This is a genomic window from Neobacillus sp. K501, assembly GCF_053749995.1.
In genome coordinates this window covers 245,548-260,546 of record NZ_JBSLYA010000002.1, presented here as the reverse complement: position 1 = coordinate 260,546, position 14,999 = coordinate 245,548, and the positions used below count along the sequence as shown (strand labels likewise).

At 38.6% G+C, this 14,999-nt stretch carries 14 protein-coding genes; 10 read left to right on the top strand and 4 right to left on the bottom strand.

Annotated elements, in window-relative coordinates; genetic code table 11:
• The first annotated feature begins 14 nt into the window (after positions 1-14).
• Positions 15-1,361 carry an aminomethyl-transferring glycine dehydrogenase subunit GcvPA gene (gene gcvPA, locus ACWM35_RS05790; RefSeq protein ID WP_454816354.1) on the top strand — a complete coding sequence of 449 codons (1,347 nt, stop codon included), beginning with the start codon at positions 15-17 and terminating at the stop codon, positions 1,359-1,361.
• The gene (gene gcvPB, locus ACWM35_RS05785) at positions 1,354-2,814 is read left to right on the top strand and encodes an aminomethyl-transferring glycine dehydrogenase subunit GcvPB (protein WP_454816353.1); all 1,461 of its coding nucleotides are present in this window, start codon (positions 1,354-1,356) and stop codon (positions 2,812-2,814) included. Before gcvPA ends, gcvPB begins: the two co-directional genes overlap by 8 nt.
• 108 nt (positions 2,815-2,922) lie before the next feature.
• Here the strand turns inward: gcvPB and ACWM35_RS05780 are convergent, their stop codons facing one another.
• Positions 2,923-3,306, bottom strand: a complete 384-nt coding sequence (locus ACWM35_RS05780; RefSeq protein ID WP_454816351.1) for a rhodanese-like domain-containing protein — start codon at positions 3,304-3,306, stop codon at positions 2,923-2,925.
• A 196-nt stretch (positions 3,307-3,502) separates the two neighbouring features.
• Here ACWM35_RS05780 and ACWM35_RS05775 point away from each other — a divergent pair, with 196 nt between their 5' ends.
• On the top strand, positions 3,503-4,339 hold the full coding sequence (locus tag ACWM35_RS05775) for a lipoate--protein ligase family protein (RefSeq protein ID WP_454816349.1): 837 nt from the start codon (positions 3,503-3,505) through the stop codon (positions 4,337-4,339).
• 40 nt (positions 4,340-4,379) lie between these two features.
• Here the strand turns inward: ACWM35_RS05775 and ACWM35_RS05770 are convergent, their stop codons facing one another.
• Positions 4,380-4,859 (bottom strand): SRPBCC family protein, encoded by a 480-nt coding sequence (locus tag ACWM35_RS05770; protein ID WP_454816347.1) that lies wholly within the window; start codon positions 4,857-4,859, stop codon positions 4,380-4,382.
• 362 nt (positions 4,860-5,221) lie between these two features.
• On the opposite strand from ACWM35_RS05770, the gene ACWM35_RS05765 reads away from it, so the two are divergent.
• From ACWM35_RS05765 to ACWM35_RS05750, 4 genes are all read left to right on the top strand, one after another.
• Complete coding sequence (locus tag ACWM35_RS05765) at positions 5,222-7,780, top strand: vitamin B12-dependent ribonucleotide reductase (protein WP_454816345.1); 2,559 nt, start codon at positions 5,222-5,224, stop codon at positions 7,778-7,780.
• A 656-nt stretch (positions 7,781-8,436) separates the two neighbouring features.
• Entirely contained in the window at positions 8,437-9,621 is a 1,185-nt protein-coding gene (locus ACWM35_RS05760; RefSeq protein WP_454816343.1) for a chromate transporter, read from the top strand.
• A 164-nt stretch (positions 9,622-9,785) separates the two neighbouring features.
• On the top strand, positions 9,786-9,992 hold the full coding sequence (gene copZ / locus ACWM35_RS05755) for a copper chaperone CopZ (protein ID WP_454816341.1): 207 nt from the start codon (positions 9,786-9,788) through the stop codon (positions 9,990-9,992).
• 130 nt (positions 9,993-10,122) lie between these two features.
• Entirely contained in the window at positions 10,123-11,007 is an 885-nt protein-coding gene (locus ACWM35_RS05750; protein ID WP_454816339.1) for a patatin-like phospholipase family protein, read from the top strand.
• 87 nt (positions 11,008-11,094) lie between these two features.
• Here ACWM35_RS05750 and ACWM35_RS05745 read toward each other — a convergent pair whose 3' ends face one another.
• Together ACWM35_RS05745 and ACWM35_RS05740 are read right to left on the bottom strand one after the other, a co-directional pair.
• The gene (locus ACWM35_RS05745; RefSeq protein WP_454816338.1) at positions 11,095-11,484 is read right to left on the bottom strand and encodes an SA1362 family protein; all 390 of its coding nucleotides are present in this window, start codon (positions 11,482-11,484) and stop codon (positions 11,095-11,097) included.
• Positions 11,485-11,541: 57 nt separating this feature from the next.
• On the bottom strand, positions 11,542-12,486 hold the full coding sequence (locus ACWM35_RS05740; protein ID WP_454816336.1) for a DUF1385 domain-containing protein: 945 nt from the start codon (positions 12,484-12,486) through the stop codon (positions 11,542-11,544).
• Between the two features lie 223 nt (positions 12,487-12,709).
• Here ACWM35_RS05740 and ACWM35_RS05735 point away from each other — a divergent pair, with 223 nt between their 5' ends.
• The 3 genes from ACWM35_RS05735 (at position 12,710) to efp (ending at position 14,955) form a co-directional block, all read left to right on the top strand.
• Positions 12,710-13,207, top strand: a complete 498-nt coding sequence (locus ACWM35_RS05735) for a YqhR family membrane protein (RefSeq protein WP_454816334.1) — start codon at positions 12,710-12,712, stop codon at positions 13,205-13,207.
• A 108-nt stretch (positions 13,208-13,315) separates the two neighbouring features.
• Positions 13,316-14,380: a M24 family metallopeptidase gene (locus ACWM35_RS05730; RefSeq protein WP_454816332.1), complete on the top strand. Its 1,065-nt coding sequence runs from the start codon at positions 13,316-13,318 to the stop codon at positions 14,378-14,380.
• A gap of 17 nt (positions 14,381-14,397) precedes the next feature.
• The gene (efp, locus tag ACWM35_RS05725; protein WP_454816330.1) at positions 14,398-14,955 is read left to right on the top strand and encodes an elongation factor P; all 558 of its coding nucleotides are present in this window, start codon (positions 14,398-14,400) and stop codon (positions 14,953-14,955) included.
• Positions 14,956-14,999 lie beyond the last annotated feature (44 nt).

The window sequence follows — 14,999 nt, the reverse complement described above, 5'->3', positions numbered from 1 at the left end:
AGGGAGTCAGGTTCATGAAACATCGTTATTTACCAATGACTGCAGAAGATAAACGAGCTATGCTCGAGACGATTGGTGTTTCCTCCGTTGATGATCTATTCAGCGATATCCCAGAGAAAGTAAGATTTAAGGGTGAATACAACATAAAGCCTGCAAAATCTGAAACGGCACTAATGAAAGAATTATTTAAAATGGCTAGTAAAAATGCTGATTTAAAAACAAATGTCAGCTTTTTAGGCGCAGGGGTATATGACCATTACATGCCTGTCATTGTTGACCATGTTATTTCACGTTCTGAATTCTATACAGCTTATACACCGTATCAGCCAGAGATTTCTCAAGGTGAACTCCAAGCTATTTTTGAATTCCAAACGATGATTTGTGAATTAACGGGTATGGATGTAGCCAACTCTTCCATGTACGACGGAGGAACGGCTCTTGCTGAAGCAGCAATGCTGAGTGCAGGACATACCAAAAGGAAGAAAATTATTGTCTCAAGTGCTGTACACCCAGAGTCTCGTGATGTCCTAAAGACATATGCGAAGGGTCAATACCTTGAAGTTATTGAGGTGCCTGTGAACGAAGGGATTACGGATGTCGAGGCATTAAAAGGCCTCATTAATGATGAAGTTGCCGCCGTTATCGTTCAATATCCAAACTTTTTTGGGCGAATTGAGCCATTAAAAGAGCTTGAAGAAATCATTCACGCCAATAAGTCATTATTTGTTGTGTCTAGTAATCCACTCTCACTTGGGGTTTTAACACCACCTGGAAAATTCGGTGCAGATATTGTGATTGGGGATGCTCAGCCATTTGGAATTGCAACAGCATTTGGCGGACCGCACTGTGGATTTTTTGCGGTAACGACGAAATTAATGCGGAAGGTTCCAGGCCGATTAGTGGGGCAAACCGCTGATGATCAGGGACGTCGTGGTTTTGTATTAACACTTCAAGCGCGTGAGCAGCATATTCGCCGTGATAAAGCGACATCCAATATTTGTTCAAACCAAGCACTTAATGCCCTTGCTGCATCGGTAGCGATGACGGCTCTTGGTAAAAAAGGTGTTAAGGAAATGGCTGCGGCTAATCTTCAAAAGGCGCACTATGCTAAAACAGCATTTAAGCAAGCTGGTTTTGAAATCGTTTATGACGGTCATTCATTCAATGAGTTTGTTGTTAAATTAAATAAACCGGTAAAAGAAATGAATCAATCATTATTGGAAAAAGGAATCATCGGTGGATATGATCTTGGTCGTGATTATTCTGAGCTTTCCAATCACATGTTGATTTGTGTTACTGAACAAAGATCGAAGGACGAAATCGATACATTAGTGAAAGAATTGGGGGATTTACATGCATAATCAAGACCAGGCACTCATTTTTGAACTAAGTACACCAGGTCGAATCGGATACAGCCTCCCAGAAATGGATATTCCTGAAGTAGACCTCAGCAGCCTTCTTCCTGATGAATATGTACGTGTAGAGGAACCCGAGTTGCCGGAGGTTTCTGAGCTTGACATTATGCGTCATTATACGGCCCTTTCTAGGAGAAATCACGGTGTTGATTCTGGTTTTTATCCATTAGGCTCTTGTACGATGAAATACAATCCGAAAATTAATGAAAATGTGGCTCGTTTTAACGGCTTTGCTCATTTGCATCCATTACAGGATGAAAGCTCTGTCCAAGGTGCACTTGAATTGTTGTATGATTTGCAGGAGCATTTAATTGAGATTACTGGTATGGATGAAGTTACCCTGCAGCCAGCAGCTGGTGCTCATGGTGAATGGACAGGTTTGATGATGATTCGTGCCTACCATGAAGCAAATGGTGATATAAAGCGTACGAAGGTTATTGTTCCTGATAGTGCACACGGAACAAATCCAGCTTCTGCTACGGTTGCTGGTCTGGAAACGATTACGGTTAAGTCTAACGAAAATGGTCTTGTCGACCTTGAGGATTTAAGAAGAGTTGTTGGTGAGGATACAGCGGCTTTAATGTTGACCAATCCTAATACACTTGGATTGTTTGAAGAAAATATTGTCGAAATGGCTGAAATTGTTCACGGTGCTGGCGGAAAGCTTTATTATGATGGAGCAAACTTAAACGCAGTTCTTTCTAAGGCAAGACCAGGCGACATGGGATTTGATGTCGTTCACTTAAACCTTCATAAGACCTTTACAGGTCCACACGGAGGCGGAGGTCCTGGTTCAGGTCCTGTTGGAGTGAAGGCGGACTTAATTCCGTTTTTACCAAAACCGGTAATTGCTAAGCGCGGTGAAGAATACATGCTTGATTATGACCGTCCGCAATCGATCGGTCGTGTGAAGCCTTATTATGGAAACTTCGGTATCAATGTTCGCGCCTATACTTACATCCGAACCATGGGTCCAGATGGCTTGAAAGCCGTAACAGAGTACGCGGTATTGAATGCGAATTATATGATGAGAAGGCTGGCAGAATACTATGACCTGCCGTTTGATAGACACTGTAAACATGAGTTTGTGCTTAGCGGTAGACGCCAGAAAAAGCTAGGTGTTCGTACATTAGATATTGCTAAACGCCTGCTCGATTTTGGTTACCATCCACCAACCATCTACTTCCCGTTAAATGTGGAAGAGTGTATCATGATTGAGCCAACGGAAACTGAATCGAAAGAAACTTTGGATTCTTTTATTGACATCATGATTCAAATTGCTAAAGAAGCAGAAGAGAATCCAGAAATCGTTCAAGAAGCACCGCATACCACGGTTGTCGGTCGTATGGACGAAGCAACGGCAGCACGTAAACCAATTTTAAAATATCAAAAAGCATAATAATAAAAGGCCAGGTTCAGCTTATTTTGTTGAATCTGGCCTTTGTCATTTGTCAGATTTTTTATTTTAATAAAAGAGACCTCTATCTTAGATAGAAGTCTCACTAGATTATTTTTTTGTTTTGACTTTTCCAGACCACTTTTTGAACCCGCCTTGTAACTGGGTAAGGTCTCTAAATCCTCTACGGTGTAAAAATTGAGCTGCACGGCCGCTGCGCATTCCATTTTGATCATATAAATAAACAGGAAGGTCTGAGCGGAGTTCCTTCAGTCTCATTTTGATCTGAGACAACGGAATATTCCGTGCTCCTAAAATATGACCACCTTCAAATTCGTTTGGTTCACGAACATCAATGAGTTGGGCCTTTCGATACCCTGCACGAAATTCCTCTTCGGTTACCGTTTTAACTATTCTTTTCTGATAGAAATAAGTGGTAAGGGAATAAATTACTACTGCTCCGATAATGGTTAAAAGTGTTATTAGAGAACTCAACTTCTGTTTGCTCCTTTCAAGCTTTGATGCACTAGTATATATTATATAAGCCAATCCTTTAAAGATAAAGAATAAAGATAAAAATATATTTCTTTTTGCCTATTAAGATTATAGCAAAGATTTCTCGTTTTGAATTCCTATCAGATTTTGGTAGACTTGAAAATGTACATAAACAACATAAAAATGAGGTTTTAAAATGGAAAAGGAAATTTGGCGTTTTATTGACTCTGGAAATTGTTCTCCAGCTTTTAATATGGCATTAGATGAAGCTCTTCTGGATTGGCATAGTGAAGGTAAAATTCCTCCGGTTATTCGTTTTTATGGCTGGAATCCCGCGACCTTATCCATCGGTTATTTTCAAAAAGTCGAGAAGGAAATTGATTTAGAGGCAGTTAAGGCTCATGGACTTGGATTTGTGAGACGGCCTACAGGTGGGCGAGGGGTACTTCATGAACATGAGCTAACCTATAGTGTCATTGTTTCAGAAGATCATCCAGAAATGCCGAAAACCGTAACTGAGGCTTACCGCGTCATATCGGAAGGAATTTTAAAAGGATTTCATCAGTTAGGATTGGAAGCCTATTTTGCCGTTCCAAGAACGGATGAAGAAAAAAGTGCTCTTAAGAATCCTCGTTCTGCTGTTTGTTTTGATGCACCTAGCTGGTACGAGCTTGTTGTCGAAGGGCGTAAGGTGGCTGGAAGTGCCCAAACAAGGCAAAAAGGGGTTATTTTGCAGCATGGGTCGATTCTATTAGATTTGGATGAGGATAAACTTTTCAGTTTGTTCAAATATCCTAATGATCGGGTAAAAGAACGGATGAAGTCAGCCTTTAAAAACAAAGCTGTTGCGATTAATGAGATCAGTCCACGAAAAATTACGTTAGAGGAAGCGAAGGAAGCATTTTATAAAGGCTTCGCAGAAGGGCTTAATATTGTTCTTGAACCATACCATTTGAATGAAGAAGAACTTGCTTATGTGAATAAAATAGCGAAAGAACGCTATGAAAGTGATGAATGGAATTATAAAAGATAAAAAGAAGGGCGAACTGTGTAATTAATGTTCGCCCTTTTACTTATTGATTTTTTATCGAATTAATAGCTTTGACATATTTTTCGTACCATTTTTTCCATTCTTCCTTACGCTCAATTGTATTTTGATTAAGCAATGAATCAATGACATCCAAACAAACATGCCAGCCTGCTAAATCCCTAGGGGTATGATCTGTTATAGTATTTATTTTTTCAATTAAGACTAATAAACAGCCGTCATTCTCTTGAGATAACTCAAAACGCACAATATCTTCGCCCCAGGTATATTCCAAGACGGAATGCATTTTCAATTCGAGGATTCTCATTTCCTCAAAGGTTCCATTTCCCATGTCGAATTGAATGACCCCGCCTTCACGAAGTTCGTCCACGCGAAGCTCTGAAAACCATTGTGGAAGTTTGTCATTATCTGTTAAATAGGACCAAACATCTTCAACAGAATGCTTCAAGTGCCGTTCATAACGTGCCGTGTAGCCATTATCAACTTTAATAATTTGTGCTAACAATTTATTTCCTCCTCCTTAATTCTTCTTTTTTTAAGTATACCTTTTTAATAATTCTTGATAATCAAAAATCTACCTTTTTTAAAAATCGCAACCTGCGAAATTTGTTAAAATTTCTTGTTTTATGCCGAAAAACATAAGAAATCTTATGATATCTCTTAATTCTATCTTATTTTAAGTTTGACAAAGATTAAGTTTTTTGCACTTAACACAATATATAGTGGTGTCGAAAATATTTTCGGTACTATATATTGATTTATTCTGAGCATCTATGATAACTTATGTATATCAAGTCAACAAGATATAGCATAACAATACTAGAATCTTACACAAGATATAGAATTTATATTTGAGGGAGTGTTTTCATGTCTGTTGTTTTTAGACAAAAAATGAATATTGATTTTGAAAGGTTAAATGAGGACATCGGATTGTTCCCCCAGGTGCACCCTGTAACCCCAGATATGAAGATAACCCACAAAGGTGTATCAAGATTGGTCATGTTAGACCGCTACACCTTTAAAGACACTGCAAAAATTACCCTTACAAATGGTGACTTTGTTGTACTCACGATTAAAGAGGATCCAAAATTCCCAGCACGTGGGCTTGGATACATCATGGATATAGATTGGGAGAGTAAAAAAGCAAAGGTTTTAGTGGAAGAGGAATTTAGAGGTGTCCTTGATGACCCAGAGGAATCAGAAACAGGAGTTATCTTGCGGTCACTTGATGTTATCGAGAAACCGTTAGAGCTATTCTACGAGCAGATTGCCAAGCGAAATGCAACCGGCCTTGCATCTGTGGAGGAAACGGAAGAGAAGCGAAGAGAGTGGACTGATAAGTTTTATCAAGAATTGGTTAATCTGAACTTCATTCCTGCTGGCCGTGTTTTATATGGCGCAGGTGCTCAAACTGACGTAACTTACTTTAATTGTTACGTGATGCCTTTTGTTCCGGACTCAAGGGAAGGAATTTCTGATCATCGTAAGCAGGTTATGGAGATCATGAGCCGCGGCGGCGGTGTTGGTACCAATGGCTCAACATTACGTCCTCGTAACACCTTAGCAAGAGGTGTAAACGGAAAATCATCTGGTTCTGTTTCGTGGTTGGATGACATTGCGAAATTAACGCATTTAGTGGAACAAGGCGGCTCGCGCAGGGGTGCTCAGATGATCATGCTTGCTGACTGGCATCCGGACATTATTGAGTTTATTATCTCAAAAATGCAGAACCCTAGAATTTTGCGATTCTTAATTGAAAACACAAACGATGAAACGATTAAAAAGCATGCAACTGATAAGCTTAAATTCACTCCTTTTACAGCTCGTGAAAATGCCATGTATCAAGGTATAGTGAATTATAAAAACTTCCCTGGATTAGGCGGTTTCAGTGAAGATATTATTGCAGATGCTGAAGAAAAACTATTAACAGGTGGTAACTATACAGTCCATAATCCAGAATTCCTCACAGGAGCTAACATCTCCATTTGTTTAACAAAGGAATTTATGGAAGCAGTAGAAACAGATGGCGATTATGAACTTCGTTTCCCATATGTTGAAATCTATAACGAAGAAGAAATGAAGGCATACAACCAAGAATGGCATAAAGTCGGTGATGTTCGCGAGTGGGAAAAGCAGGGTCACAAGGTTCGAGTATATAAGAAAATAAAAGCAAAAGAACTATGGAACCTTATTAACATCTGTGCAACCTACTCAGCAGAGCCAGGAATATTCTTTATTGATAATGCCAACGACATGACAAATGCAAAAGCATACGGTCAACAAGTTGTTGCAACAAACCCATGTGGTGAGCAACCTCTCGCACCATATTCAGTTTGTAACCTTGCCGCGGTTAATCTTGCTGAGATGGCTGATAAGGAAACAAAAAAAGTCGATATCGAAAAGTTAAAACAAACGGTCGCTGTAGGCGTTCGAATGCAGGACAATGTTATTAATGCTACTCCATACTTCCTAGAAGAAAACAAAAAGCAGGCGCTTGGTGAACGCCGCGTAGGCTTGGGAGTAATGGGATTACATGACCTGTTAATCTACTGTGAAACAGAGTACGGCTCAGAAAAAGGTAATCAGCTTGTTGATCAAGTATTCGAAACAATCGCTACAACAGCTTATAAAACTTCAGTTGAGTTAGCGAAGGAAAAAGGAAGCTTTCCATTCCTAAACGGGGAAACAACCGAAGAAACCAATCGTTTACGAAATGCTTTCATCAATACAGGTTTCATGAAAAAAATGCCTGAAGACATTCGAGAATCAATCTTAGAAAATGGAATAAGGAATTCACATTTGCTAACTGTTGCTCCAACGGGATCCACTGGAACAATGGTTGGTGTATCAACTGGATTAGAGCCTTATTTCTCATTCTCTTATTTCCGTAGCGGACGTCTTGGTAAATTTATTGAAGTAAAAGCAGATATCGTTCAAGAGTATTTAGATCAGCATCCAGAAGCTGATTCAGACAATCTACCAAATTGGTTTGTTTCAGCAATGGAACTTGCACCAGAAGCACACGCAGATGTTCAATGTGTTATTCAGCGTTGGATTGACAGCTCAATTAGTAAGACTGTTAATGCACCAAAAGGTTACAGCGTTGAACAGGTTGAAAAGGTATATGAGCGTTTGTACCGTGGTGGCGCAAAAGGCGGTACTGTATACGTCGATGGATCACGTGATTCTCAGGTCCTTACACTCAAAGCAGAAGAAAACACAATGGAACAATTATCAATGTTTGAAGAAAAGCCAAGTCAGCATGTTGTTCTTGTAGATACAATCAGTGATCTTCGTTCAACAGATGTGACGATAGGCTCAGAAGTGGGTAACACCTGTCCAATATGCCGCAAAGGAAAAGTGAAAGAAATTGGCGGCTGTAATACATGTACTAACTGTGGTACCCAATTAAAATGTGGATTATAATTACAAAAAACAATGCAATTCATCCGAATTGCATTGTTTTTTTATATGGCTTTGTTAAATTAAATTGTTGTTTTTGAAAAACTTAAACTAATTGATGATTAGATTTTTAATAACGATAACTCTCCCCAATTTACGCAGAAACTTTATACGTTAAGGGTTTTCTCTGTTTCAAACCGTTTTTAGGCACGTAGAACCTCTTTACGTTACCGAGACCTCTGCCTTCAACCCGTTTTCGGGCACGTAGAACCTCTTTACGTTACCGAGACCTTTGCTTCAACCCGTTTTCGGGCACGTAGAACTTCTTTACGTTACCAAGTTCTCTGCCTCAACCCGTTTTCGGGCACGTAGAACTTCTTTACGTTACCGAGACCACTGCTTCAACCCGTTTTCGGGCACGTAGAACCTCTTTACGTTACCAAGTTCTCTGCCTCAACCCGTTTTCAGGCACGTAGACCTTTAACAAAAGGGTTTTTCTCTATTCCACCCGCATTTTTTTATTCTTATCAACAATATTCTTTAACATAACTTTTTATATAAACTTTTTATAATTGAAGTATATTAAGAAAATGTAAATTCTTTCGGGAAACACCAAAAAGCAAATTCTACGGTGTTATACTGCCAATATGAAGGTATAAGATCAATAAAAGGAGCGTTCAATGAAACCAACTACTACCATCAAATCTCTATTCGAACTCCTCATCGTTTCAACGAAACTCGGCCTTACCTCCTTTGGAGGACCTATTGCCCATCTTGGCTACTTTCATGAGGAATATGTGCGAAGAAGAAAATGGCTGGACGAAAAAAGCTATGCCGATCTAGTTGCCCTATGCCAGTTTTTGCCTGGCCCTGCCAGCAGTCAAGTAGGAATTGGCATTGGAGTGATACGTGCTGGGATCCTTGGAGGTATTATCTCCTTTATTGGATTCACCCTCCCATCCGTTATCGTGCTTGTTCTATTTGCATTCTTTCTCCAAAATTTTAATATTGGTGAGGCAGGCTGGATCCATGGATTAAAAATTGTCGCAGTTGTCGTTGTCGCTCACGCAATATTAGGTATGGCACAAAAACTTACTCCTGATTTAAAAAGAAAAACCATTGCTCTTCTTGCATTAGTGGCTACAATCCTCTATCAAACAGCCATTACCCAGGTGGGTGTCATCGTAATTTCAGCACTCATTGGCTTCTTTCTGTTTAAACAAAATACTGAACAGGATAAATCCCAGACTCAATTTCCAATTCCACGAGGTATAGGGGCTTTATGCTTAGCATTATTTTTTGCTTTGCTTATCCTATTACCTTTATTAAGAGAAATTAACTCATCAAGCTGGATAGCCATTTTTGACAGTTTTTATCGATCAGGTTCTTTGGTTTTTGGCGGTGGTCATGTTGTTTTGCCATTATTAGAGCGTGAATTTGTTCCTACCGGATGGTTGAGTAAAGAAGAATTCTTAGCTGGATATGGGGCAGCTCAAGCAGTTCCCGGCCCGTTATTTACCTTTGCTGCCTATCTGGGAACAGTTATGAATGGATGGCAAGGAGGAATAATGGCTACAATAGCAATTTTTCTGCCTGCCTTTTTACTCATTTATGGAACCTTGCCCTTTTGGAATTCCCTTCGCCAAAACCCTAAGATCAATGGTGCCTTAATGGGAGTAAACGCTGCTGTTGTTGGGATTTTAATTGCTGCATTTTATCAGCCTATTTGGATAAGTTCAATCTTCTCAGCTCAAGATTTTACATTAGCTGCGATATTATTTTACATGCTTGTTTATTGGAAGCTCTCTCCGTGGATTATTGTCGTCACAGGGGCAATCGGTGGTTTGATTTTACCGATTATTTAAAGCCTGCAGCAGTACATCGGAAAGCCGCTTTTGGGATAATAGTATTAGGAGTTTTCGATTTCGTCACATATTGGAGTATTTCTAAAAATATATCTCATTACACTTTACATAGGGTAGGGGGGTATAGTAAAATAGAAATATCAAATCAGAAAGGGTGAATCTAAATGGAAAAAGTAACGTTAGCAGTCGAAGGAATGTCTTGTGATCATTGTGTAAGAGCGGTAGAGGGAAGTGTAGGGGAGCTTGACGGTGTAAATTCCGTAAAAGTTAATTTAAAAGCTGGTACCGTTGATGTAGAGTTTAACCAACAAGAGGTTAGCTTAGACAAAATTAAAGAAACCATTGACGATCAAGGTTATGATATAAAATAAATAGTGAAAGGCTGACACCATTGTCAGCCTTTTTCTTTATATAAAAAATTTTTTTGCTCGTACACTGTACTATTTTAAGAATTTGCTGCTTAAAGATGTAACAATGAGTTCACCTTTAGGAGTGGCTGCCATGAAAATAGACGGTGTTTTTTCTGGAGGAGGAATCAAAGGCTTTGCCCTTGTTGGCGCCTATCAAGAAATTGAAAAAAGAGGTTTTCAATTTGAAAGAGTCGCTGGGACGAGTGCTGGCTCCATAATTGCTGCTTTAATAGCAGCTGGCTATAAGAGCCATGAAATGGATCGATTGCTTGTTGAATTGGATTTAACTAAATTCCTCGATGCTCGGAAGACGATTATTCCTTTTCCATTTGCTAAGTGGTTGTTCGTATATTGGAAGTTAGGATTATACAAAGGTAATGAGCTGGAGAATTGGATTGAGGAAAAACTAGCCGCTAAAGGATTAAGGACATTTTCAGATTTACCACCGCAAACACTTCGGTTTATCGCGTCCGATCTTTCGAATGGAAGACTGGTTGTTCTTCCTGATGATTTAGTGAAGTATGGAATAGCACCAGAATCCTTTTCTATTGCGAAGGCTGTACGAATGAGCTGCAGCATACCTTACTTTTTTGAACCAGTTAAATTAAAATCAATTGATGGTATGAATGTATTGGTTGATGGCGGGGTGTTAAGCAATTTTCCAATGTGGCTGTTTGACCGTGAAAATGTTCAAAAATTACGGCCAGTACTTGGGATAAAACTAAGCCCAAATGAATATGAACATGAAAAACATACGATTAAAAATGCAATCCAATTGTTTGCAGCCCTATTTGAAACCATGAAAGATGCCCATGATTCCCGCTACATTTCTAGAAGACATGCAAAAAATATCATATTTATCCCCACGGAAGGAGTATTGGCAACGGAGTTTCAATTAACAGATGATAAAAAGAAGGAGCTATTAGATTTAGGAAAAGAAGCAGCGGAAAAATTCTTTAAATCTTGGTGTTATTAACAGAAAAACGCGGAAGCCTCTTAGTGTTTTAACTGTACCATTCTCAAAGTCGAAAATTCTTTCTGATTTTATAAAAAAATCGAACGCCTATAAGGACGCTCGATTTTTCTTTTTGCCTTTTTTTCCATCGATGACAGTCAGGTGAACCGGTGATTTCTTCTTTGCCTTCTTTTTCTTTAAAGAAGTTAATGAACCAAAAGAAGCACTTTTTGTCTGCGGGTCGCTACCCTTATGCTGCAATCGTTTTTTAGATTTTTTTGCTGCTCTTAGAAAAGCTTGCTGCTCTTTGTTCTTAGAATTTGATTTAGTAAGCTGTCGAAAAATAAAGTAAATAGCTAAGGCGACTAAAGCAAAGACAGCAATACTCTTAAGAAACCCCATAGGGTTACTAGTAAATGCTCCGATAATGCCAATGACCCCTAAAACAATAACACTACCAACCAAAGGAACGGAAATTCCATTTTTCAAGAAAGCCACCTCCCTAAGAGCATCTTAAGCATTTTTTTTATCTTTTAAACACTTATTTGGAAATATTTAGACGATTTCTTCCTCTTTCGAAAGATCTTCTGCTTCTTTCTCCATTTTTAATAACTCATTAAAGGAAAGAATTGCAACTTCTACTTGGTCATCTGATGGTTCCTTGGTCGTTAATAATTGAAGCCAAAGTCCCGGAAGTCCTAAATATTTTAAAACCGGAACGTCTCTAAGTTTATTTGTAAACTGTAAAACTTCAAATGCAATCCCTAGTACCACCGGAATTAGTAAGATTCGATCGACAATACGTAACCAAAGTGGAGAGGTTGGTACAAGCAGATAAACAAATAAACCTACGATAACCGTAAATAAAATAAAGCTACTGCCACAGCGGTAATGAAGACGGGAATGTGACTGAACATTTTCTACCGTTAATTCCACTCCGGCTTCGAAAGTATTGATCACTTTATGCTCGGCACCATGATATTGAAATACTCTTTTTATTAATGGTGTTAAGGAAACAAAATATATATAAGAAAGAAGCAGCAAAAGCTTAATAAGGCTTTCAATTAAAACTTGTGCAAAATCAGACTGGAAAACAGGTCTGGTTAACTCAGCCAGCAAGGCAGGAATTAATGTGAAAGCAAATTTTCCAAACAAAAATGAAATGATCCCAATCGCTGCTACACCAAGGTACATCGTTAATTTGGAAACTTCTTGTTCTTTTATTTTTTCATCGTCCTTTGGATCAACATCAAATCGCTCTGTCGAGAAATTCAAATGCTTCGAACCATTTGCACTAGCTTCAATGATTGCGATGATTCCGCGGAGAAAAGGAATTTTTTTTAGTTTTGTTAATAAGGGATTCGCTTTACGGGGTAAATGGAAGTATTCCACAGAACGGTCCTTCCTGCGAATCGCGGTAACATAATTATGTTTTCCGCCAAACATTACACCTTCTACCACCGCTTGACCGCCATAAACTGGTTTTTCTGAATTCGACATGTATGCTAACACCAACCTAATACTAAAGTTGCACATAAACAGAAATAAAAACTTTATGTACTTAATTTTATTCTACTTCAAATAAGAAAAAACCTCTAGGAAGACATAATATTTCCAACTAAAAAGTTTTTTAGATGAAAGGGAATGGAAATCTAAGGGCATAATATTGTCCAATGGAATCATTTAAGAATTACTACAATGAAACAGCAGGGAGGACAATGGAATGACAAATGAACCAAAGAAATCAAAATATCCTGAACCGATGTCATTTACGGCTATTGTTTTTTGGACAGGTTTATTTGGAGGTATTTTCTGGACCACAATCGGTTTTTTTGCCTATTATTTTAATTTTACTGAGATAAGACCCAATATTATACTCGAACCATGGGCCCTTGGAAAATGGAAAAATGAATGGCTGGGCACTGTGATTTCGATACTTCTCATTGGATTTTTATCAGTGGGTGCAGCTTTTATCTATTATGCCGCATTAAAGAAAGTAAAAGGAATTTGGATGGGACTATTATACGGTATTGTTCTGTTCCTGTTAGTGTTTTTTGTCCTAAATCCACTATTTCCAAGTATGAAGCCATTATTAAAGCTAAGCAGGGACACGATCATAACCACAATTTGCTTATATTTAGTTTATGGACTATTTGTTGGTTACTCCATTAACTATGAATATCAAAATACAAAAGTCGAAGGAAATGAGGAAGCCTCTTAATTCCAGCATGGAATTAGTAGGCTGCGCTGTGTTAAAATGTTTGTGTTGTTATAGTATAGAGTAGCATGTATGCCACATATGGGGTACCAAAGGAGAGTGGGAGAGTAAATGGAGAAGTTAGAAAAATTAAGATCAAGTTTTTCAGCCAATGGAATAGATGGAATGTTAATCACCAGTCCATATAATCGCCGCTATATGACAAACTTTACTGGTTCTGCGGGGGTTGTTCTAATAAGTGCTGATAAAGCGCAGTTTATTACAGATTTTCGCTATGTAGAACAAGCTTCGAAGCAGTGTCTAGGCTTTGAAATTGTTAAACATACAGGAACCATTCCTGAAGAAGTGGCTATTCAAGCAAAAAAACTAGGAATTCAAAAACTAGGATTCGAGGCAGACGATCTAACTTTTTCTACTTATAGGGAATATGAAAATGAATTAGAGAGTGAACTGATTCCAGTTTCGGGATTAATTGAAAAGTTACGCTTGATAAAGACAGATGCAGAGATTAAGATATTAAAGGTAGCAGCGGATATTGCAGATGCTGCGTACAAGCATATTTTAGATTTCATTCGTCCAGGAAAAACGGAGCTTGAAGTCTCAAATGAATTAGAGTTCTTTATGAGAAAAGCTGGAGCGACTTCTTCTTCTTTTGATATTATTGTAGCATCTGGACATCGTTCCGCTCTTCCACATGGTGTTGCAAGTGACAAAGTAATTGAAACTGGTGATTTTGTTACCCTTGATTATGGTGCCTACTACAATGGCTATGTATCAGATATCACTCGGACAGTTGCAGTTGGAGAACCTGATGCAAAGCTTAAGGAAATATATGAAATTGTTCTTGAAGCACAGCTTAAGGGCATGGCTGGAATTAAGCCTGGAATGACGGGTAAAGAAGCAGATGCTCTGACAAGAGATTACATATCTGAAAAAGGTTATGGGGATTATTTTGGTCATTCAACTGGACATGGTATTGGGCTTGAAGTCCATGAAGGACCGTCCCTATCAGTTCGCTCCGATACCATTCTAGAACCTGGGATGATTGTCACTGTTGAGCCAGGAATTTATATTCCAGGACTTGGTGGTGTCCGGATTGAGGATGATACGGTTATAACGAAAGATCATAATGAAGCTCTCACTCATTCAACAAAAGAACTTATTATTTTGAAGTGAATATAGGAGGATAAAAAATGATTTCTGTTAACGATTTCCGTACAGGATTAACAATTGAAGTGGACGGCGGCCTATGGCGTGTCCTTGATTTTCAACACGTGAAACCAGGTAAGGGTGCGGCTTTTGTTCGTTCAAAACTTCGTAATCTTCGAAACGGTGCGATTCAAGAAAAAACTTTCCGTGCTGGTGAGAAAGTAGAAAAGGCACAAATTGATAATCGCAAAATGCAATATTTATATGCAAGCGGAGACCAGCATGTTTTTATGGATATGGATTCCTATGAGCAAGTTGAACTTCCTGCAAACAACATTGAATATGAATTAAAGTTTCTAAAAGAAAACATGGAAGTTCATATTATGATGTTCAACCACGAAACCTTGGGTGTTGAATTGCCTAATACAGTAGAACTTGAAGTGACAGAAACGGAACCAGGAATTAAAGGGGACACTGCTTCTGGTGGTACAAAACCTGCAACACTTGAAACAGGTCTGATTGTTCAAGTTCCATTCTTTGTTAATCAAGGAGATAGATTGATCATTAACACAACAGAAGCTTCATACGTATCACGTGCATAATAACAACAAAAGCCTTAATCCGAAATTTTGGATTGAGGCTTTTT

Bases quoted from the DNA above. Each gene is read 5' to 3' on its own strand.
- ACWM35_RS05740 (WP_454816336.1), bottom strand. From the start codon at position 12,486: ATGTCGAATTCAGAAAAACCAGTTTATGGCGGTCAAGCGGTGGTAGAA.
- efp (WP_454816330.1), top strand. From the start codon at position 14,398: ATGATTTCTGTTAACGATTTCCGTACAGGATTAACAATTGAAGTGGAC.
- gcvPB (WP_454816353.1), top strand. From the start codon at position 1,354: ATGCATAATCAAGACCAGGCACTCATTTTTGAACTAAGTACACCAGGT.
- ACWM35_RS05775 (WP_454816349.1), top strand. From the start codon at position 3,503: ATGGAAAAGGAAATTTGGCGTTTTATTGACTCTGGAAATTGTTCTCCA.
- ACWM35_RS05750 (WP_454816339.1), top strand. From the start codon at position 10,123: ATGAAAATAGACGGTGTTTTTTCTGGAGGAGGAATCAAAGGCTTTGCC.
- ACWM35_RS05760 (WP_454816343.1), top strand. From the start codon at position 8,437: ATGAAACCAACTACTACCATCAAATCTCTATTCGAACTCCTCATCGTT.
- ACWM35_RS05735 (WP_454816334.1), top strand. From the start codon at position 12,710: ATGACAAATGAACCAAAGAAATCAAAATATCCTGAACCGATGTCATTT.
- copZ (WP_454816341.1), top strand. From the start codon at position 9,786: ATGGAAAAAGTAACGTTAGCAGTCGAAGGAATGTCTTGTGATCATTGT.
- ACWM35_RS05765 (WP_454816345.1), top strand. From the start codon at position 5,222: ATGTCTGTTGTTTTTAGACAAAAAATGAATATTGATTTTGAAAGGTTA.
- gcvPA (WP_454816354.1), top strand. From the start codon at position 15: ATGAAACATCGTTATTTACCAATGACTGCAGAAGATAAACGAGCTATG.
- ACWM35_RS05730 (WP_454816332.1), top strand. From the start codon at position 13,316: ATGGAGAAGTTAGAAAAATTAAGATCAAGTTTTTCAGCCAATGGAATA.